General features: G+C 37.1%; 20 protein-coding genes. 5 read left to right on the top strand and 15 right to left on the bottom strand.

Annotated elements, in window-relative coordinates:
* Positions 1–34: 34 nt before the first annotated feature.
* The 4 genes from RBH95_RS08470 to RBH95_RS08455 all read right to left on the bottom strand — a co-directional run bounded on the left by RBH95_RS08470 (position 35) and on the right by RBH95_RS08455 (position 2,105).
* On the bottom strand, positions 35–217 hold the full coding sequence (locus RBH95_RS08470; protein WP_307899149.1) for a CAL67264 family membrane protein: 183 nt from the start codon (positions 215–217) through the stop codon (positions 35–37).
* A gap of 108 nt (positions 218–325) precedes the next feature.
* Positions 326–1,045, bottom strand: coding sequence for a pirin family protein (locus RBH95_RS08465; RefSeq protein ID WP_307899148.1), 720 nt, complete (start codon positions 1,043–1,045; stop codon positions 326–328).
* Positions 1,046–1,115: 70 nt separating this feature from the next.
* On the bottom strand, positions 1,116–1,553 hold the full coding sequence (locus RBH95_RS08460; protein WP_307899147.1) for a MarR family winged helix-turn-helix transcriptional regulator: 438 nt from the start codon (positions 1,551–1,553) through the stop codon (positions 1,116–1,118).
* Positions 1,554–1,568: 15 nt separating this feature from the next.
* Positions 1,569–2,105 (bottom strand): NADPH-dependent FMN reductase, encoded by a 537-nt coding sequence (locus tag RBH95_RS08455; protein ID WP_307899146.1) that lies wholly within the window; start codon positions 2,103–2,105, stop codon positions 1,569–1,571.
* Positions 2,106–2,262: 157 nt separating this feature from the next.
* Here RBH95_RS08455 and RBH95_RS08450 point away from each other — a divergent pair, with 157 nt between their 5' ends.
* Complete coding sequence (locus RBH95_RS08450; RefSeq protein ID WP_307899145.1) at positions 2,263–3,891, top strand: acyl-CoA carboxylase subunit beta; 1,629 nt, start codon at positions 2,263–2,265, stop codon at positions 3,889–3,891.
* Positions 3,892–3,950: 59 nt separating this feature from the next.
* Positions 3,951–4,373, top strand: coding sequence for a DoxX family protein (locus RBH95_RS08445; protein WP_307899144.1), 423 nt, complete (start codon positions 3,951–3,953; stop codon positions 4,371–4,373).
* Positions 4,374–4,429: 56 nt separating this feature from the next.
* Here RBH95_RS08445 and RBH95_RS08440 read toward each other — a convergent pair whose 3' ends face one another.
* From RBH95_RS08440 to glgB, 6 genes are all read right to left on the bottom strand, one after another.
* The gene (locus RBH95_RS08440) at positions 4,430–5,032 is read right to left on the bottom strand and encodes a hypothetical protein (RefSeq protein WP_307899143.1); all 603 of its coding nucleotides are present in this window, start codon (positions 5,030–5,032) and stop codon (positions 4,430–4,432) included.
* 22 nt (positions 5,033–5,054) lie between these two features.
* Entirely contained in the window at positions 5,055–6,008 is a 954-nt protein-coding gene (locus RBH95_RS08435) for a DUF6252 family protein (protein ID WP_307899142.1), read from the bottom strand.
* Between the two features lie 55 nt (positions 6,009–6,063).
* Positions 6,064–7,455 (bottom strand): MFS transporter, encoded by a 1,392-nt coding sequence (locus tag RBH95_RS08430; protein ID WP_307899141.1) that lies wholly within the window; start codon positions 7,453–7,455, stop codon positions 6,064–6,066.
* 71 nt (positions 7,456–7,526) lie between these two features.
* The gene (locus RBH95_RS08425; RefSeq protein WP_307899140.1) at positions 7,527–8,345 is read right to left on the bottom strand and encodes a M48 family metallopeptidase; all 819 of its coding nucleotides are present in this window, start codon (positions 8,343–8,345) and stop codon (positions 7,527–7,529) included.
* 91 nt (positions 8,346–8,436) lie between these two features.
* On the bottom strand, positions 8,437–10,842 hold the full coding sequence (locus RBH95_RS08420; protein WP_307899139.1) for a glycoside hydrolase family 31 protein: 2,406 nt from the start codon (positions 10,840–10,842) through the stop codon (positions 8,437–8,439).
* Between the two features lie 139 nt (positions 10,843–10,981).
* Positions 10,982–12,901, bottom strand: coding sequence for a 1,4-alpha-glucan branching protein GlgB (gene glgB, locus RBH95_RS08415; protein ID WP_307899138.1), 1,920 nt, complete (start codon positions 12,899–12,901; stop codon positions 10,982–10,984).
* Between the two features lie 308 nt (positions 12,902–13,209).
* Here glgB and msrB point away from each other — a divergent pair, with 308 nt between their 5' ends.
* Positions 13,210–13,632 carry a peptide-methionine (R)-S-oxide reductase MsrB gene (msrB, locus tag RBH95_RS08410; protein WP_307902245.1) on the top strand — a complete coding sequence of 141 codons (423 nt, stop codon included), beginning with the start codon at positions 13,210–13,212 and terminating at the stop codon, positions 13,630–13,632.
* A 136-nt stretch (positions 13,633–13,768) separates the two neighbouring features.
* A complete protein-coding gene (gene lpdA / locus RBH95_RS08405; RefSeq protein WP_307899137.1) occupies positions 13,769–15,145 on the top strand; it encodes a dihydrolipoyl dehydrogenase in 1,377 nt (458 codons plus the stop codon).
* A 78-nt stretch (positions 15,146–15,223) separates the two neighbouring features.
* Here the strand turns inward: lpdA and aroQ are convergent, their stop codons facing one another.
* The 4 genes from aroQ to RBH95_RS08385 all read right to left on the bottom strand — a co-directional run bounded on the left by aroQ (position 15,224) and on the right by RBH95_RS08385 (position 17,730).
* Positions 15,224–15,640, bottom strand: coding sequence for a type II 3-dehydroquinate dehydratase (gene aroQ / locus RBH95_RS08400; RefSeq protein WP_307899136.1), 417 nt, complete (start codon positions 15,638–15,640; stop codon positions 15,224–15,226).
* Positions 15,641–15,720: 80 nt separating this feature from the next.
* Positions 15,721–16,341: a porin family protein gene (locus RBH95_RS08395; RefSeq protein ID WP_307899135.1), complete on the bottom strand. Its 621-nt coding sequence runs from the start codon at positions 16,339–16,341 to the stop codon at positions 15,721–15,723.
* 264 nt (positions 16,342–16,605) lie between these two features.
* On the bottom strand, positions 16,606–17,094 hold the full coding sequence (locus RBH95_RS08390; protein ID WP_307899134.1) for a hypothetical protein: 489 nt from the start codon (positions 17,092–17,094) through the stop codon (positions 16,606–16,608).
* Positions 17,095–17,118: 24 nt separating this feature from the next.
* Complete coding sequence (locus RBH95_RS08385; RefSeq protein ID WP_307899133.1) at positions 17,119–17,730, bottom strand: hypothetical protein; 612 nt, start codon at positions 17,728–17,730, stop codon at positions 17,119–17,121.
* Between the two features lie 223 nt (positions 17,731–17,953).
* Between RBH95_RS08385 and xerD the strand changes: the two genes are divergently transcribed.
* Complete coding sequence (gene xerD / locus RBH95_RS08380) at positions 17,954–18,850, top strand: site-specific tyrosine recombinase XerD (protein ID WP_307899132.1); 897 nt, start codon at positions 17,954–17,956, stop codon at positions 18,848–18,850.
* Between the two features lie 69 nt (positions 18,851–18,919).
* On the opposite strand, the gene rny is transcribed toward xerD, so the two are convergent.
* Complete coding sequence (gene rny / locus RBH95_RS08375) at positions 18,920–20,497, bottom strand: ribonuclease Y (RefSeq protein WP_307899131.1); 1,578 nt, start codon at positions 20,495–20,497, stop codon at positions 18,920–18,922.
* Positions 20,498–20,503 lie beyond the last annotated feature (6 nt).

Below are 20,503 nucleotides of genomic sequence, written 5' to 3'. Positions count from 1 at the left end.
TAAACTAAAAAGACTCTCGACAGTTATAGAACGGTTAAACCCTTCCTTTAAGAGCATTAAATACCCAGGCAATTGCAAAAAAGCCAACACCTACTGCCGCAAAGCCCCAGCCCGCAACATCATTGTATCTAAAAGCTCCTAATGCTATTAAACCTATTCCTACAAATATCATAATGGTTGTAGCCCAAGCCAAAACCGTATTTTTGTTCATCGCCATTTTCTCTATTTAATTTAGATCGTTAGTGGAGTACAAATATCGGATTTTTTAACTAAAAAATGCGTCACTTTCATGACGCATTTATAAAGGGAACATTCAAAGAAAGTACTATATCATTGGTACTTCAATAAATAATATTTCGGAATTTTCATTAGCAGTGATTTCAAAAGATTCTACTTCCCAAACCCCTAGAGCATCTCTTGTTTTCAAAAGCTGATCTCCAATTTTGAGATCTCCATGAATATTCATCACGTAAACACCATGTTTTGACGACTTTAACTGATATTCAAAAGTTTTATCAGCATCCAAATCTATTCTTGACAACACTGCGTCTTGATGGATTTTTAGACTTCCATCAAAATCTTCATCAATAGAAGATACCAATGTCTGTAATTTATTTTTTCGCTCAGCAACATCGAATCTTTTTTGATCGTATCGAGGAGCAACATTCTGTTTGTTTGGGAACACCCAAATTTGAAACAAACTTAAATGTTCTTCCTCTGAACCATTTATTTCGGAATGCTGTACACCTGTACCCGCCGACATTACTTGGACTTCACCTGGCAATACAGATTGCCATTCGTTATGCATGGAATCTCTATGTTTTAGTACCCCTCCCAAAGGAATGGTAATAATTTCCATATTATCATGAGGGTGTGTTCCAAATCCCATCTTAGGCGCTATAACATCATCATTAAGGACTCTCAAAGCCCCAAAATGTATTTTCTCAGGATTGTAAAATCCGGCAAAACTAAAAGAGTGATTTGCCTGTAACCAACCATGGTTGGCAAAGCCTCTACTATCTGCTTTATGAACTACTGTTTTCATTTTAATTTCCTTTCTTTTGGTCTTCTATTTAGAAGATTTTTATTCAACTTAAATAGTTACTTAAATTCTATTAACGCATTTTATCTAAAAGGTCACTTAATTGACCTGCTTCTTCTTCAGTAAGCTTTTTAACCAATTGCACATCAAAATCGTCTGGTATAGACTGCAAAAGCTCCAAGCCTTCCTTGGTAATTTCAATAAACACTACCCTTCTGTCACTCTCACTGGGAAGCCGTTCAATCAACCCTTTGGCACACAACTTATCCATAAGCCGTGTAGCATTTGGAGAACGGTCTATCATTCGCTCCTTGATTGTCTGAACCTTTAAAGCAGACTTTGCTCCTTTTAAAATTCGCAATATGTTATATTGTTGAGGAGAAATGCCGTGCGGCTTGAAAAAATTATTTTGATGGTTTGTTATCCAATTTGAGGTATACATCACATTTATCAAAGCCTTTAATTTGTTGTTGGCAAAACTTGAATTGATGTCTTTTGAAATATCTCCCATGATTGCAATAATTTTCTATTTTAGAGCTTCTTCTAGTTTGGCAACTTCAACCTTTAACTGTTCATCCAAGTCCTTATTTTTAATACTTTCCTCGGAAAAATTTTCATTGAAGGATGGTAAAGAAAACTTAGCTACAATATTTGCATTGTGCCTTGGAAATCTATCTGAAGCCATAGCCAGTACCGATGCACCTCCCCTAGCTCCGGTTGAAGTTGCCATCAACAACATTGGGATGTCATTAAACAACTTCCTATCGATTCTGGACATCCAATCGAATAGGTTTTTAAAAACAGCCGTATAGGCTCCATTGTGTTCAGCCAAGGAAATTACAATTCCATCTGCAGCCTGCAATTTCTTCAAAAACTTTTTTGCAGGTTCAGGATATCCAATTTCTCTCTCAAGATCCACTCCAAATAACGGCAAGGAAAAATCATTTAGGTCTAATAACTCTCCAGTAATACCATCAAATTGTTCCAATGTATATTTTACCAACTGTTTATTTATTGAAGTCCTACTATTACTGCCTGCAAAGCCTACAATATGTTTCATCATGTTTCAATTAGTTTCCATGGCAAATATACGCTAAAACATTTTATTTTCCAAGGAAACTATTTACATGTAATTTAATAATTCATATTATTTAAAGGAAAAAATTATACTTTCAGCAAAAAACTTATTTTTTTACTTTAGCGGAAATTAAAATTCAGCTATGGACATCAACTTCAACAAAAACGAAGATTACAATAAATTACTTCTGTCAGATCTAAAACGACGCTTAGCAACGGTAAAATTAGGAGGCGGTAAAAAACGAATAGAAAAACTTCACGAAAAAGGCAAATTAACAGCAAGAGAACGTATTGACTATCTTTTGGACAAAAATTCCAAAAGCATTGAAATTGGTGCTTTTGCAGGAGAAGACATGTATAAAGAGCATGGCGGATGCCCTTCTGGAGGGGTTGTTGTTAAAATAGGCTATATCCAAGGAAAGCAATGTATCGTTGTTGCCAACGATCCAACGGTAAAGGCCGGAGCTTGGTTTCCGATTACAGGAAAAAAGAACCTTCGAGCACAGGAAATCGCTATCGAAAATAAACTTCCTATAATTTATTTGGTAGATAGTGCTGGTGTTTATTTACCGATGCAGGATGAAATTTTCCCTGACAAGGAACATTTTGGTCGCATATTTAGAAATAATGCTGTAATGAGCAGCATGGGAATTACCCAAATTGCGGCCGTTATGGGAAGTTGTGTTGCTGGTGGCGCTTATTTGCCAATTATGAGTGATGAGGCTTTGATTGTAGACAAAACAGGTAGCATCTTTTTGGCCGGCAGCTATTTGGTAAAAGCAGCCATTGGAGAAACCATTGACAACGAAACCTTGGGAGGAGCTACAACCCACTGCGAAATATCTGGGGTTACCGATTATAAGGCCAAAGATGATAAAGACGCCTTAGATACCATTAAAAATATCGTCGATAAAATTGGGGATTTTGACAAAGCAGGTTACAATAGAGCTGCAAGTGCAAAACCTAAAGAATCTCCGGAAGACATCTATGGCATCCTTCCTAAAAGTCGTGCAGAACAATATGATATGTACGAAATTATTAAGCGCTTGGTAGACAATTCCGAATTTGAGGAATACAAGGCTGGATATGGGCAAACCATTATTACAGGTTATGCTCGCATTGATGGTTGGGCCGTTGGGATTGTAGCCAATCAACGTAAATTGGTAAAAACCAAGAAAGGCGAAATGCAGTTTGGAGGCGTAATATATAATGACTCAGCCGATAAGGCCACTAGATTTATTGCCAACTGTAACCAAAAAAAAATCCCATTAGTGTTCCTTCAGGATGTAACAGGATTTATGGTAGGTAGCAAAAGTGAACATTCCGGAATCATTAAAGATGGGGCTAAAATGGTAAATGCCGTAAGTAATTCGGTAGTTCCAAAATTCACCATTGTAATAGGTAACAGTTATGGTGCGGGCAATTATGCCATGTGTGGTAAGGCCTACGATCCAAGACTCATTGTAGCTTGGCCAAGTGCAGAACTTGCTGTAATGAGTGGTAATTCTGCAGCTAAGGTATTGCTGCAAATTGAAACCGCCGCTTTAAAGAAACAAGGCGAACCCATTACAAAAGAAAAGGAAGAAGAATTATATAAAAAGATCAAGGACCGTTACGATAATCAAGTGTCTCCATACTACGCCGCAGCCCGCTTATGGACCGATGGCATTATTGACCCATTGGATACTCGAACTTGGATAAGTATGGGCATTGAAGCAGCCAATCATGCACCAATTGAGAAGCCCTTCAACTTAGGCGTGCTACAGGTTTAATTTCCTTATCTCGCTTATTTTTTGTAATTTAAAGACTAATAATCAACACTTTATTAGTCATGGGTACCATAAAAACATTAAACAAATGGGCCAACGCACATACGTATTACCCCTTAGATCTATTACGTATTGCGCTGGGCGTGTTTTTGTTCACCAAAGGCATCAGTTTTATGGCCAATAGTCAAATTTTAATGGATCTTTTCACGCCTATCCAAAATATGGCCGGAGGAATGATAACGGTTCATTATGTAGCTCCTGCACATTTTATCGGCGGGGCATTAATAGCTTTTGGTTTATTGACAAGATGGGCCATTATTGCACAACTTCCTATTTTAATTGGAGCGATACTTATCAATTTTATAGGAGAAATGAATACCGCTAATCTAGTGGTAGCAACCATTACACTATTAGTGTGTATTTTCTTCCTGTTCTATGGTTCAGGAAAACATTCTGCAGATTATTACTTTAAAATGCAGCAATGAGAAGGCACAAAAAAAGCCACTCTTAACAGAGCGGCTTTTTCTTTTAGGTCTTATTTCTAAAGCTTATTCAAAACAATTACAGATTCTACTGTACTTGTTACTTGAACACCTTGTTGACTTTGGTTTATATCTTGCGCCTGCGTTATCGTAAGAGTCTGTCCATTATTACTTAATGAATACTCACCAGATTGGGCTTCTCCCAGAGCTGAAGTATCAATACCATCCACTTCCAAATCAAATAAGGAGCCATCAAACGTAATAGTGTTTCCACTTGTTGAATAATTTCCCGTTCCATTAACATCAGATAGCGATGAAGTGGTAGTACCATTATCCATTCCATTTACGGTTAAATCCGTTTCAATATCATAGCTCCCGTTTGTACTAAAGGTGTTGTTTGTAAAGGTAACTATATAATCCATATTTACGCCTTCCATTGCTGCGTCTACCTCCATATTCATTCCTCCCATTCCTGTTGAAGTATTCATAGTAGCATTAAAAGAAACTGTAGTCCAATCTCCAACAAGTGAAGCTCCAGAATTCCCCGTATTGTTGCCATCAACTCCCGAAATTTCACTGTCTAATGGTTCATTTTCACAAGTAAAAGCTGATAGTAAAATTGCTAAGGCAAATAAATTAGTAAGTTTTAAAAATTGTTTCATGTTATATTTATAAAGTTTGAGGTTATTCGTAGTAAATATCAAAGCTTCCATTTGTGATATTCATATCACTTCCACTAGTAGTTGCTCCTGAACATTCAAAGGTTCCAACAATATGTTTGGCTGCAGTGTCATGCAAACTTATAGAAATACTCCCTTCTAATAAGGCTATATTCGTTGGGTTGCTTAATTGGGAATATTGTACTTTCAACATCGGATTTTGTACCATCGACATGGCTGTAAAATCATGTTGCCCTGGTGAGATATTTAAAGGAACAGACACCAGAATGGTCTCCATATTGTTTTTAGATGCCAAAATTCCCAAACCATCACCTAATTCAGATTCAAGAATGTCAATATTAATGACATCTTCCACAAATTCCTCCCCATCAATCTCTGCGTAGAACGTATTGTCATCTTCATTACCACTCCCCGGCCATCCGGTTTCAAAAGGAATATTTGTAAAAATTCCGTTGATAAACTCGATCGTATCAATAGTTCCATCTTGGTCATTCATTCCTGTAAAAGAAAAAGATCCGCTAATGGTGTTATTTTGAGAGTTAATTTCTGTTATACTAACAGTACCGGCTGGTGTTGAAGGATCTTCTGCATTCAAAGAAACCCAAGCATTTTCTTCTAATTCTTCCTGATCATTCTGGTTATAGTATCCCATTGTATTGGGCGGCACCATTAAGTTATCTAAATCTATAACTCCCAATTCATAAGTTCCTACACTATTGCCAAACAGCGATAAAGTAAACGTTTCTCCATTATTTTTCACTGCTGTAAGATTAATCATATTATCCATGAGTCCCGCAGAGGCCACATCAGCCTGATATGTTTGACCATTGAAATCTACCTGAAAAAAAGCAGACGAATTCGAATTTCCTGGTTCCACAGTACTATCGATTGGCTCATTTTCACAATTAAAAAAGAAACAAAGCGTCAAAAACGACAATAAAACTCTTAATTTTTTCATAATAAGTAGTTTAAATTCTGTAAGTTTTAGTTGATTTCTTACAAACATAAACAATTTAATCAGTTTGCAAAACTTGTTTTGGAACCCGCATAAGTAAAACGATGCCAATCAAAAAGAAAATAAACAAAAACAGAATGGAATTGCGCATACTACCTGTGATTTGATCTATCGATCCATAAATAACCATCCCGATTACAATGCCTATTTTTTCAGAAACATCAAAAAAGCTGAAGTATGAAGTGGTATCCTTGGTCTCTGGCAAAAATTTGGAATAGGTAGAACGCGATAACGCCTGGATTCCTCCCATAACCAAGCCTACACAGGCAGCTGTAATATAAAACTGAATGGGCGTTTCAACAAAATACCCATAAAAACAGAGTGCCATCCATATAAAATTGATAACTATCAATGTTGGAATATTACCAAACTTTTCAGACGCCCTTGAAGTCAAAAAGGCCCCCAAAATAGCCACTACTTGAATTACCAAAATACTTACAATTAAGCCTAGTGTTTTCTCACTCTCTCCTCCCCAATTAATTTCCTGCTCCCCAAAATAAGTGGCGACCAACATAATGGTTTGCACTGCCATACTGTAAACAAAAAAAGCGTAGAGGTAACGTTTTAATCTTAAGTTATGAGTCAATCCATCCCATACTTTTTTTAGTTCCTTAAAACCATTAAACAGTACTTGCCTATTGACTCTTCCATTACTTTTGGAAAGTCCCTTTGGAAGCACTCTAAAAGTATATTGGCTGAACAACACCCACCATAAGCCAACAGTTATAAATGAAGAACGCATAGCTTGGATAGAGGCTTCATCTTTTGCCTTTTGAAGCGCCTCCGCAATTTCAAGTTCAGACCCCGTTTCTCTTAAGGTCTGTGGTATACTCGTATCAAAACCAAAGACATTAGGAAACATCACCATGGCTAAATTCAAAACCAATAACAAAACACTTCCTATATACCCTAAGCTAAACCCTTTCGCACTAATTTTATCCTGTTGCTCTTCAAAAGCGATATCTGGTAAATAAGAATTGTAAAACACCAAACTCCCCCAATATCCTATCAATCCAAAAAAATAAAAAAGCAAACTCAGGTATATGTGCTCTAGACTAAACCAATAAAGTCCAAAGCACCCCAAACCTCCCAAATAGCAAAAAAATTGCATAAAGACTTTTTTATTGCCTATATAATCAGCCACTCCTGATAAGATTGGAGAAATAATAGCCACTACCAAAAACGTAAAGGCCGTAATGAAGGTTATCAATGCTGTATTTTTAAATTCATAACCAAAAGCATGCACTTTGTTGTCATCGACAAACTTTAAAGTTCCGTAAAAAATTGGAAAAATGGTTGAAGCAATGGTTAAAGTATATACAGAATTGGCCCAATCGTAAAAGGCCCAAGCATTAAGAAGTTTTTTACTTCCCTTTTGGAATGTAGTCATATATAAGGTTATAAAAAAAGCTACACCTCAAGGTGTAGCTTCGAAAGTAAACAAATTTTTTATTTTATACTTTATTTGATAAAAGAAGTCACTCCAAACTTTTTTGCCTCTGCTCTAGCGGTCGGCACCAAAGCTTTCAAATTATTGATTCGTGTTTGATTGGAAGGATGTGTGCTTAATAATTCTGGCGGTGCTTGCCCTCCGCTTTCCGCAGCCATTCGTTGCCATAAGTCAACAGCTTCAGATGGGTCATAACCCGCTATAGCCATTAGGGTCAATCCAATTTTATCGGCCTCGCTCTCATGGCTTCGGCTAAAAGGCAACATTCCTAAAACATTAGACCCTACTCCGTAATACGAATTAAAAGCATCTCTATCACTATCATTGTTGATGGCCATATTTCCAGCTAAAGCTATCCCTTGCTGCACATAAGCTGCACTCATTCGTTGCTGCCCATGATTTGCCAACGCGTGAGACACCTCATGCCCCATAATTGTTGCTACCCCCGCCTCTCCATCGGCAATGGGCAAAATACCCGTGTAAAAAACAATTTTACCACCTGGCATACACCAAGCATTCTTCTGCTCATCCTTTATAAGGTTATATTCCCATTTGTAGTCCTTTAAATAACCTTCGTAACCATTGGCATCCAACCATTGTTTTGCTGCTGTCGCAATTTTTTCCCCCACACGTTTGATCATTTCAGCATCTTTCGTGCCCTTGATGATATCATGTTCATTTAAAAACTGATCGTATTGTTGAAATGCAGCCGGAAACAACTCTGAATTTGGCACAATGGCCATGGTCTGTTTCCCTGTAAACGGATTGGTTGCACATGAAATAAATGCCAAAGTTATAACAGCAGTAGCGAATAGATTTTTTGAGGTCATTGAATACATAGTTCGATTTGAAAGTCTAAAATTACAAAAATCATTCAAGACAGATTATAATTTCAATTTTCAAAACCAGTTATTTTCGGCCTTACTCACCAATAATATGTAACTGAGTGAATTTCTCACTAACTACCATACTGTTACTGCCATTCATTTTAACTTGAGATAAAGGAATGTCTACATTATCAATTTCAATCTTTGTTACATGAAATGGCAAACCGTGAAACTTAACCATAAAAGTACTTAAGGTAGATTCATATTTTCCTTCCTTATGCTGCTGAATAATTACTTCGTTGGCTTTCCCCGTTAATTTAAAAGTCCTCAAGCTATATCTACCTTTTGTATAATCATAGCCATCATGGGCGTCGTCGTACAAAATAGAATCCTCTTTCCCTTCTTTATAATACACCTCTAAAGTTACTTGGTCAATTTCCTTCTCATCCACATATTGCTGCACGGGATACATTGGAATTATAGCGCCTGCCTTAATAAATAATGGAATACTATCAATATCGGCATCTACCCACATTTCCCTTCCTCCCAGCACGACTTCATCATTCCAAAAATTAAACCATTCGCCCCTTGGAATAAACATTCTACGCCCTCTTGAATTTGGTTCCTGCACAGGACATACCAAAATTTGATCTCCATACATAAATTCATCTGTTCTGTAATGCGTGTGAATATCTTCTTGATCATACAAAACAAGGGATTTCAATATTGGGGTACCTTCATCAACCAATTGCCAAAATGTAGTATATAAATAAGGAAGCAACTGGTAACGAAGCTCAATAAACTTCCTCACAATTTTTGTGACATCATCATCAAATGCCCAAGGCTCCTGATTACCGTGATCGCCAGAAGAATGTACACGGCAAAACGGATGAAAAACGCCTAGCTGAATCCATCTGGTAAACAATTCACCTTGAGGCTGCTCGGCAAAACCACCTATATCACTCCCTACAAATGAATACCCAGACATAGCCATTCTTTGCGCTTGGATATTGGCTATCCATAGATGTTCCCAGCTTGCTACATTATCACCGGTCCAAGTAGAAGTATAACGTTGTGTACCGGAATAGGCTGCTCTAGTAATAACAAAAGGGCGCTTCGGATAAGTGTACCGTTTAAGTCCTTGGTAGGTAGCTCTCGCCATTTGCATACCATAGATGTTATGAGCCTTCCTATGGCTACATGGATTGCCTTCATAGTCATGCCTAACATCGTCTGGAAATGTTTTATTGGGGACCTCCATAACCGCAGGTTCATTCATATCGTTCCAAACTCCTCTTACACCAGTTTCTTCAATAAGTTCCTTAAACAGGCCAGACCACCATTCTCGTACTTCTGGATTCGTGAAATCCGGGAAATAACATTCTCCAGGCCATACTTTACCTTTCATATAAGGCCCGTCGGCTCGTTTGCAGAAGTAATCATTTTCCAAGCCTTCCTTGAAAACATCGTAATTGTGATCAATCTTAATTCCTGGATCTATAATAACAACCGTTTTGAACCCTTGTTCGCTAAGTTCCTCGACCATCCTTTTGGGATCTGGAAAATAATTTTTATCCCAGGTAAAACATCTAAAGCCATCCATATAATCGATATCCAGATAAATGGCATCACAAGGTATTTTAAGATCCCTGAATTTTTGAGTAACCTCCTTAACTTTAGATTCTGGATAATAACTCCATTTACATTGATGGAACCCCAAGGCCCATAACGGAGGCAATTGATGCGGCTTGCCCGTTAAATCTGTGTAGTTGGCCACAACATCACTCATTTGGGGACCATAGATAAAATAATAGTTCATCTCTCCTCCTTGCGCCCAAAAACTGGTAACATTGCGTCGTTCTTGCGCAAAATCGAAAAACGATCTAAAGGTGTTATCAAAAAAGATTCCATAGGACTTATTCCCATTCAGTCCCGTATAAAATGGAATAGCTTTATAAATTGGGTCTGAATTTCTGCCATAGGCATAGGAATCGGATACCCAATTTTCAAAACGTTTTCCTTTTAGATTAAGCTTTACCGGCTTATCTCCCAACCCAAAATAACTTTCCCCATCGTGGGATGTTTTACTCATCTTTACAACATCACCTCCAAACTCATAACTTTCTTCCCAATGGAATCCAAGTTCATCTTCATTTATAAGTGTTAAATCCTTAGCATCAAACAATGTCACTTTTAAATTTAACTTAGAAATATGGCAAATAAGTTTTGAAGTCGTGATTTTATATAAAGTGGATTCTTCTTCTATTTCCAAAAAATTGTAGCCCGTACTGGCATATTTTGTAATAGCATAGGAAAAATCGTTGTCAAATGTTCCTGAAGTGGTGTAACGAAAGCGTAAAACACTATCTCTTACGACTGTTAACTCCAGAATAACATTATTTTCGGTAGTAAAATACAAGGTGTCTACATCCTTATTGTATGCTACAATTTTAGAAGGAAATAAATCTCCCTTTCTTTCTAATTCAGTATTTAAAATCATAAGTCATAGTTCTTATAGACTAACAAAAAAACGCATAAGTTCAGAGATAAAAAATACTCAGCACCAAGTTTTGCTAACTCACTAATTTAATGGTTATATTTTTATCAAAAACCAACAAAACCCTCTGTTTTATAATAAATTACGTTTTAACATTTTGATATTTAAAGGCGACCATTCCCAAAGGAGGAATTGTAATTTCAACAGAATCATCTCTAAAATGCCAAGGAACTTCCTGGGATGTTTTCGTGTTGTTTTTATACGCTCCAGTCCCCTCGTATTTTTTAAGATCACTATTAAACACCTCTTTTAGTTTCCCTTTAAAAGGCAGGCCAATTCTATAATCAATTCTAGGTGTAGGTGTCATATTGCAGACTACAATTACATGATCTTTTTGATTATTGCCTTTTCTAAAATATGCTAAAATGGAACTCTCCGCATCGCTAAAATCAATCCATTCAAACCCATCACCTGTGAATTGCTTTTCATAAAGTGCCGGCTCTGTCTTATAGAAAATATTTAAATCCTTCACCAAATTTTGCATTCCCTTGTGCACTTTATACTTCAACAAATGCCAATCGATGCTTTGTAGAAAATTCCATTCTTCTCCCTGTCCTATCTCACCTCCTTGGAACAATAATTTAGTTCCAGGATGCGTAAACATATAAGCATACATCAACCTAAGGTTAGCAAAACGCTGCCATTCATCCCCAGGCATTCTTCCTAATAAGGACCGCTTTCCATAAACCACTTCGTCGTGCGATAATGGTAAAATGAAATTCTCCGAAAACGCATAGGTCATGGAAAACGTCAAGTCGTTTTGATGGTATTTTCTGTAAACCGGTTCCTTTGAAAAATAGACCAAAGTATCATGCATCCAGCCCATCATCCACTTCATCCCAAATCCTAAACCACCTAAACAGGTAGGTTTAGACACCATTGGAAAGGCTGTGGATTCTTCGGCGATGGTTTGAACATCTGGAAAACTTTTATAAACTTCCTCGTTCAATTCTCTCAAAAATGAAATGGCCTCTAAATGCTCTCGCCCTCCAAACATATTTGGTTCCCACTCACCTTCTTCACGAGAATAATCCAAGAACAGCATAGAAGCCACGGCATCTACACGCAAACCATCCGCATGGAACTGCTCTAACCAAAATAGGGCATTGGAAATCAAAAATGATTTCACCTCATTTCTTCCATAATTAAAAATCAAACTTTTCCAGTCCGGGTGGTAACCTTTACGTCTATCGGGATGCTCATACAGACAGGAACCATCAAAATAGCCCAATCCATGCGCATCCTCAGGAAAATGGGAAGGCACCCAATCTAAAATAATTCCAATATCATTTTGGTGCAATTTGTCCACCAACAATTTAAATTCCTCGGGGTAACCAAAACGTGATGTTGGAGCAAAATAGCCCGTTATTTGATACCCCCAAGAAGGATCGTAAGGAAACTCCATGATTGGCATGAACTCCACATGCGTAAAATTCATGTCCTTGACGTATGCCACTAAATCTTCAGCAAATTCGCTATAGGATAAATAGTCTTCTCCATTATTCTTTCTTTTCCAAGATCCTAGATGTACTTCATACACAGAAAAAGGGGCATTCAGCGCATTGTGATCTTTTCTTTTTTCCATCCATTGCTTATCCTTCCACTTGTAAGCATCTTCCCATACTACAGAAGCTGTTTTTGGAGGCAACTCACATCGTCTTCCATATGGATCGGCCTTTTCCGTGACGATGCCGTCATGGTGGCTGTGTATTTTATATTTATATAAACTTCCTTTGCCCACTTTTGGAATGAACCCTTCCCAAATACCACTTTTGTCCCACCGCACGTGCAATTGGTGTGCTTGGTCATCCCAGTAATTAAAATCGCCAACAACTGCTACCGATTTGGCACTGGGTGCCCACACAGCAAAATAGGTTCCTTCCTTACCCTCTAAAGTCATGATATGAGAGCCAAACTTCTCATATAGTCTATAATGCTTTCCTGCCTTAAAAAGATCTATATCAAAATCTGAAAACTTACTGTGTACAATTACTTCGGCCATATAGTATGAAAGTTTTGGTATAACTGTGATAGATGTATTGTTAATACACATGCACAATTCATAACTTGTAAAGTTCTAAATTAGCAATTTTAAACGCACAAACCCATTAAGCAAGGTAAATAAAATCCTAAGAATTAATTATAACGATTTCGTAATGAGCTAATCTATCCGTCGACTAAAGTTTTTAATTAGCTACTTGAATCTGAATTACCATGAAAAACATCCTCACCGTTATTCTTATTGCTCTTGCATTTAGTTGCAATTCTACGGCTCAAAAAAACAACGAAAACAAAAACCAAACATATAAAATGAATAAAACTGAACAAGAATGGCGTGAAATTCTTACGCCGCAACAATATCAAGTGTTAAGAGAAAAAGGTACCGAGCGCCCTTTTACGGGAGAATACAACCTCCATTTTGAACAAGGGTCCTATACTTGTGCAGGATGTGGCACAAAACTTTTTGAGAGCACCGATAAATTTAGATCAGATTGTGGTTGGCCCAGTTTTGACAATGCCATAGAAGGCAGCATCACTTACAAAGAAGACAGAACCCATGGCATGGTAAGGACTGAAATACTCTGTTCCAACTGTGGAGGCCATCTTGGTCATGTTTTTAATGACGGTCCAACCCAAACCGGATTACGTTACTGCGTTAACTCTTTAAGTTTGGATTTTGATAGTGCCGAAACCCAAAAAGATTCTACAGAAAACACCCCTCCTAAAAATTAAAAATTTCATTTAGGCATTTTAAGGCACTCGCTATATTTATATGGGCGAAGTGCCTATTTTTTTGTTGGCTAAATTCATATTTAAAAATAGGTTTCGTAAATTCGTAGCGTCAAAAAAATACACTAAACAAATTCTCATGAGTAAATATGATATAATTGTTCTAGGTAGTGGACCTGGAGGCTACGTTACAGCTATTAGAGCGTCTCAATTGGGCTTTAAAACTGCAATAGTAGAAAAGGAAAGTCTTGGTGGAGTATGCTTAAATTGGGGTTGTATTCCTACTAAAGCCTTATTGAAATCGGCACAGGTTTTTGAATACCTTAAGCATGCCGAAGACTACGGCCTTTCAGTAAAAGGTGCTGATAAAGATTTTGGTGCTATTGTAAAGCGCAGTCGTGGTGTTGCCGAAGGGATGAGCAAGGGCGTTCAATTCTTAATGAAAAAGAACAAAATTGACGTTATTGAAGGCTACGGAAAACTTAAAACTGGAAAGAAAGTTGATGTAGACGGCAAAGAATATTCTGCAGACCACATTATCATTGCTACTGGAGCACGTTCTCGTGAGTTACCAAGTTTACCTCAAGATGGAAAAAAAGTAATTGGCTATCGTGAAGCCATGAGCTTAAAAGAACAACCTAAGAAAATGATTGTAGTTGGTTCTGGTGCTATTGGTGTTGAGTTTGCTTATTTCTATAACTCTATCGGTACCGAAGTAACTGTTGTTGAATATTTACCGAATGTAGTACCTGTTGAGGATGAAGAAGTTTCTAAACAATTGGAACGTAGCTTCAAGAAAAATGGGATAAAAATCATGACTTCTGCCGAAGTAACTAAAGTAGACACTTCTGGAGCAGGAGTAAAAGCTACAGTTAAAACCAAAAAAGGTGAAGAAGTATTGGAAGCTGACGTTGTGTTATCTGCTGTAGGTATCAAAACCAACATTGAAAACATAGGCTTGGAAGATGTAGGTATTGCCGTAGACCGCGATAAAATCTTGGTAAACGATTACTATCAAACCAACATCCCAGGATACTATGCTATTGGAGATGTAACGCCTGGTCAAGCTTTGGCGCACGTTGCTTCTGCTGAAGGAATCCTTTGTGTTGAAAAAATTGCAGGCATGCATGTAGAGCCAATCGACTATGGAAACATTCCTGGCTGTACGTATTGTGCTCCTGAAATTGCAAGTGTAGGTTTAACCGAAAAGCAAGCTAAAGAACAAGGATACGAAATTAAAGTTGGTAAGTTCCCATTCTCTGCCTCTGGTAAAGCTAGTGCTTCTGGTGCAAAGGACGGATTTGTAAAAGTAATCTTCGATGCCAAATATGGTGAATGGTTAGGTTGCCATATGATTGGTGCCGGTGTTACCGATATGATTGCTGAAGCCGTTTTGGGTAGAAAATTGGAAACTACAGGTCACGAAGTGCTTAAGGCCGTTCACCCTCACCCAACCATGAGTGAAGCGGTAATGGAAGCTGTAGCCGATGCATATGATGAAGTAATTCACTTATAAAAAGTAAATCATCTATAAAAAAAAGACGATACCAACAGTATCGTCTTTTTTTTACACCTATAATTTTAGTATTTGTTATCACAAAAAACTTTGGATGCCCAATTCGTAGCTTTGTAGGCCAAACCCAACAATGACACCCTTGGCATTTGGAGAAATAAACGACATGTGCCTAAAAGACTCCCTATCGAAAGTATTGGAAATATGTACTTCCACAACGGGTGTTTCAATTGCCGCTACCGCATCACCAATACCAACAGAAGTGTGAGTATAGGCGGCTGCATTTAAAACAATACCATCGTAACTAAACCCAACTTCCTGAAGTTTATCGATCAACTCCCCTTCTATGTTGGACTGAAAATGTTCCAATGCTATTTGCGGATATTTATCAACTACCGTTTCAAAAAATTCATTGAACGTAAGACTTCCATAAATATCAGGTTCACGTTTCCCTAATAGATTAAGGTTTGGGCCGTTGATGATGATGAGTTTCTTCATAAAGTAAATATATTAAAAATAGTATATAAAAAAACCGAAGCTTTTTGGCTTCGGTTTTTTTATGTTATTAAACTCTAAATTTAGAACATATATCCAACTGAAAGTTGAAATACACCATTGTTTAAAAGAAACTCATCGCTGTAATCTTCATCATTCAAATTCATTAAACCAAGGTTATAACGAGCTCCAAAATTTAAACCATTTTCCATTTTGTATCCAGCTCCAATATTGAAACCAAAATCAATTGAACTGATTCCTTCCAAATCTCCTTCTTCTGATTCATTTACTGCAACACCTCCAAACTCTCCACTATACTCATAGTCATATTTTCCTGAAGCCAAAATTCCCAATTGAGGTCCTGCTTCAACATTAAAACCTTTTACGATATAATACTTAAAAGACACTGGAATATTGATATAATTCAATTTCCATGTCTCTTCTTCTGAAAAGCCTTGTTCCGAATATTCAAATTTAGTCCCTTGAGTAGAGTACAGTAACTCTCCCTGAATTCCCATTTTTTCGTTGAACATAAATTCAGCAACACCTCCAACATGGAAACCTACCTTCATGTCGTTTTCTTCGATATCTCCACCTAAAGTAGCAAAGTTAACCCCTGCTTTAACCCCAAAGTTAAAATCTTGAGCATTGACATTTGAAAATCCGAATACTGCAACTGCGGCACACAATAATAATTTTTTCATAATAAATTTGGTTGTTTAATTGTTTAAGCCGCCAAAGCTAACTTTTTAAGGAAGTTCTTACAAGAAAAAAATGACGAATTTTCTTACGCACTTAAAACCAGCAATATAACGCACACCAAATAAACTATCTCTTTATAAAAACACCTATTAAGGACTATTAATGGATGCATTAAACCCAAGAAAACGAATCAATATTCCCATAAAAAAAGGATCAAGCTCTTCAACTTAATCCTTTTTATACAATAACAGACTATATATTATAAGCTAAAACTCAAACAAAACGCCAATATTTGCATTTCCCCAGTTAAGCTTATCGGAGTAATTTTCATAAGACACGTTAATTTCAATGAAATCTGCCACATCAATACCAGCAATAGGGCGTACATAGAAACCTCCATCGAGATAATCTGTAATACCAAAAGCATATCCCACATCAATTCCACCAGTAAATATCCCAAATACCTTTACTCGGGCTGCTCCAGCAACAGGGACAAATTGTGCATCATCTCGATATAGAAGATGATTGTCATTTTTCATAAAGAAGTTTCGGAAACCTACGGTTGGCCCAAAACTCAAAAAGGCATCATTATAGCCAAACATATAGTAGGCATCAATTCCCAAAGACCAATCGGAAACATCTCCTGCATCGGATGAGGCCAAACCTACACTACCCCCCAATTTAAAAACACCTTGTGCTTGACTCGCAAGGCTGGTTCCTACTACAAGAACCATGATTAATACTAATTTTTTCATGATTAATAGCTTTATATTAAAATTTTAAAAAGAATATTCTACTCCAACATTGAAGGAATTAAATCCATTGACATCCCATGCTCCACCAACATAATCGGGGTGATATGGTCGCTTCACTTCTGCTGTTATTACCTGAAATGAGGCTATTAAGTTGATCATCCCCAAATTATAGCCAAACTTAGGTCTAAACAACATTCCTGTATCAGCGTCGCCAGAAACGTTAACGGCAAAACCTAAATCCAAACCTGCAAAAAATGAATGGTCCATAAAGTGATATCTACCTGTGGCAGCTATTGGTAAAAAGGAATTACTATCATTATTCACTCTGGTTGTTGTTCCATCTGAGGGATGATAACGATAATAATAACCGTCACCGGAAAAATGAGTATAAGCTATCAATCCTCCTACTTCAAGGTTATCTACAACTTCGAACAAATAAGTTCCATAGAAACCAAAATTGAAACTAGATATATCGGAAGTCCCACTTAGGGGAAAACCAATATCGGCTCCAATCTTAAATCCGCCTGTCTTCACTTTTTCAATCATATCGTCAGTTACTGTTTCTACGTCTGTTTGAGCCTGAAGACTTATTATACCAATAGACATAAACATTGCAAAACATAAAATTCTTTTCATACTTGTTTTAATTTAAATGGATTACTATTAATTATTTGAATTAGGTTCCTTTTCTTAAGGTTTCACTTACAGTTATTTCTAACAATATTAACAAATTTACCTTATATAACTTATTTATAACACTTTATAAACACTTTTTTTTGCAAAATTTTCTTTCAAATATTAGTCAATAGTTATAGTTAAAATTTGAATATTCCCTCAAAATAATACTACATTTATCCCAATGAATTGGCAAAACGGACTACAAGATTACAAGCACTACCTTAAGATAGAGCGTGGCCTATCCCAGAATTCTATAGATAATTACGAATATGATATCCTAAAACTCATAAAATATCTAGATGATAATCATATATCGGTTTCACCATTAGATATAACGAAGGACACCGTCCAACCTTTTGTCTATGAAATCTCGAAAACCATCAATGCCAGATCACAATCACGTTTAATATCAGGACTGCGCAGTTTTTTTGGATATCTGGTGTTTGAAGAATATAGGGATACCAATCCAATGGACCATATTGAATCACCCAAAATAGGTCGAAAGCTTCCAGACACTTTAAGCGTTGATGATATTGACAACCTAATTGATGCCATAGATTTAAGTAAAGCGGAAGGTGAACGCAACCGAGCCATTTTGGAAACACTCTACAGTTGTGGCTTAAGGGTAAGTGAACTTACCAGTTTGAAATTATCTGATTTATATTTTGAAGAAGGTTTTATTCGCGTAACGGGTAAAGGCGACAAGCAGCGATTTGTACCGATAGGTCCTGAAACTCAAAAATACATCAATATTTACAGAAAAGAAATACGTGTTCATTTACCAATACAACCTGAATTTAAAGACACCTTGTTCCTGAACCGAAGAGGCCGGCAACTTACTAGAGCAATGATTTTTACCATTATCAAACAATTGGCTGTAAAAATTAATCTTAACAAAAACATTTCACCACATACCTTTAGACATTCCTTTGCCACACATTTACTGGAAAATGGTGCCGATTTACGATCTATTCAAATGATGCTAGGTCATGAAAGCATTACTACAACTGAAATATACATGCACCTTGACAGAACCCACTTAAAAGAAGTTTTAATGACATATCACCCAAGAAAATAGAACACCTTATCCCATAAAAAAAGCATCCTAATGTAGGATGCTTTTTTTATTTAAAACTGTTTTCTAAACTTATTTTGCAATGTTTACAGCTCTCGTTTCTCTAATTACGGTAACTTTTACCTGACCTGGATACGTCATATCTGTTTGGATTTTTTGCGAAATCTCAAAAGATAATTTTGCTGCTTGATCATCAGACACCTTTTCACTCTCTACAATTACCCTTAGCTCTCTACCTGCTTGAATTGCATAAGCCTTATTTACGCCACTAAACCCAAAGGCCACATCTTCCAAATCCTTAAGACGTTGGATGTACGAATCCAAAACTTGTCGTCTTGCTCCTGGTCTAGCTCCAGAAATGGCATCACATACCTGGATAATTGGCGATAACAAAGTTGTCATTTCAATTTCATCGTGGTGCGCTCCAATTGCATTACATACTTCAGGTTTTTCCCCATACTTCTCTGCCCATTGCATACCTAAAATAGCGTGTGGTGTTTCAACATCTGCTTCAGAATCTGGCACTTTTCCAATATCATGTAATAATCCTGCACGTTTGGCCAGCTTAGGATTCAAGCCTAATTCGGCTGCCATAACTCCACATAATTTGGCCACTTCTCTCGAGTGCTGTAATAAGTTTTGACCATAGGAAGAACGGTATTTCATACGTCCAACCAATTTTATCAATTCTGGATGTAAACCATGAATTCCTAAATCAATTACCGTACGTTTACCTACTTCAATAATTTCTTGATCAATTTGCTTTTGTGTCTTTTTCACCACTTCCTCAATACGAGCCGGGTGAATTCTTCCATCGGTTACCAATCTGTGCAACGACAAACGCGCTACTTCACGACGAACAGAATCGAAACAAGACAAAATAATAGCTTCTGGTGTATCATCTACAATAATTTCAACTCCTGTGGCAGCTTCTATTGCTCGAATGTTACGTCCTTCCCTACCAATAATTCGTCCTTTAACATCATCAGATTCGATATTGAAAACTGACACACAGTTATCTATAGCCTCTTCGGTACCGATACGTTGAATGGTATTGATAATTATCTTTTTGGCCTCTTGTTGCGCTGTTAACTTAGCCTCTTCAATTCTGTCCTGTACATAAGCCATCGCATCTGTCTTCGCCTCGTTTTTAAGCGACTCAACCAACTGCGACTTAGCATCTTCTGCAGATAATCCTGAAATCACCTCCAATTGCTTAATTTGGCTCTTGTGCGCCTTTTCAAGTTCTACTTTTTTCTTTTCCAAGAAGTCCAAACGAAAATCATAATCCTTCATTTTCGCTTCAATGGTCTGCGTTGCCTTTTTGTGCTTTGCCAACTCATTTGACACTTGTGACTCCTTATCACGAGTACGCTTCTCTGCGTCTGCAATCTTCTTGTCCCTTGACAAAATCACCTTTTCGTGCTCAGACTTTAGCTCAATGAATTTTTCTTTGGCCTGAAGTATTTTGTCCTTTTTAATAGATTCGCCTTCTGCGGTTGCTTGCTTGATGATTCCTTCGGCCTCTTGCTTTGCATTGGATACCACTTTTGATGCATTGTTCTTTTCCAGAGTCTTTGCAACAATATATCCAATGACTACACCAAGTACCACGCCTCCTACAATCAATAAAATTGTGTTCATTTCCATGTTTAG

The organism is Mangrovimonas sp. YM274 (genome assembly GCF_030908385.1).
Classification (GTDB): Bacteria; Bacteroidota; Bacteroidia; order Flavobacteriales; family Flavobacteriaceae; genus Mangrovimonas_A.
This window is presented reverse-complemented; position numbering and strand designations above follow the sequence as displayed.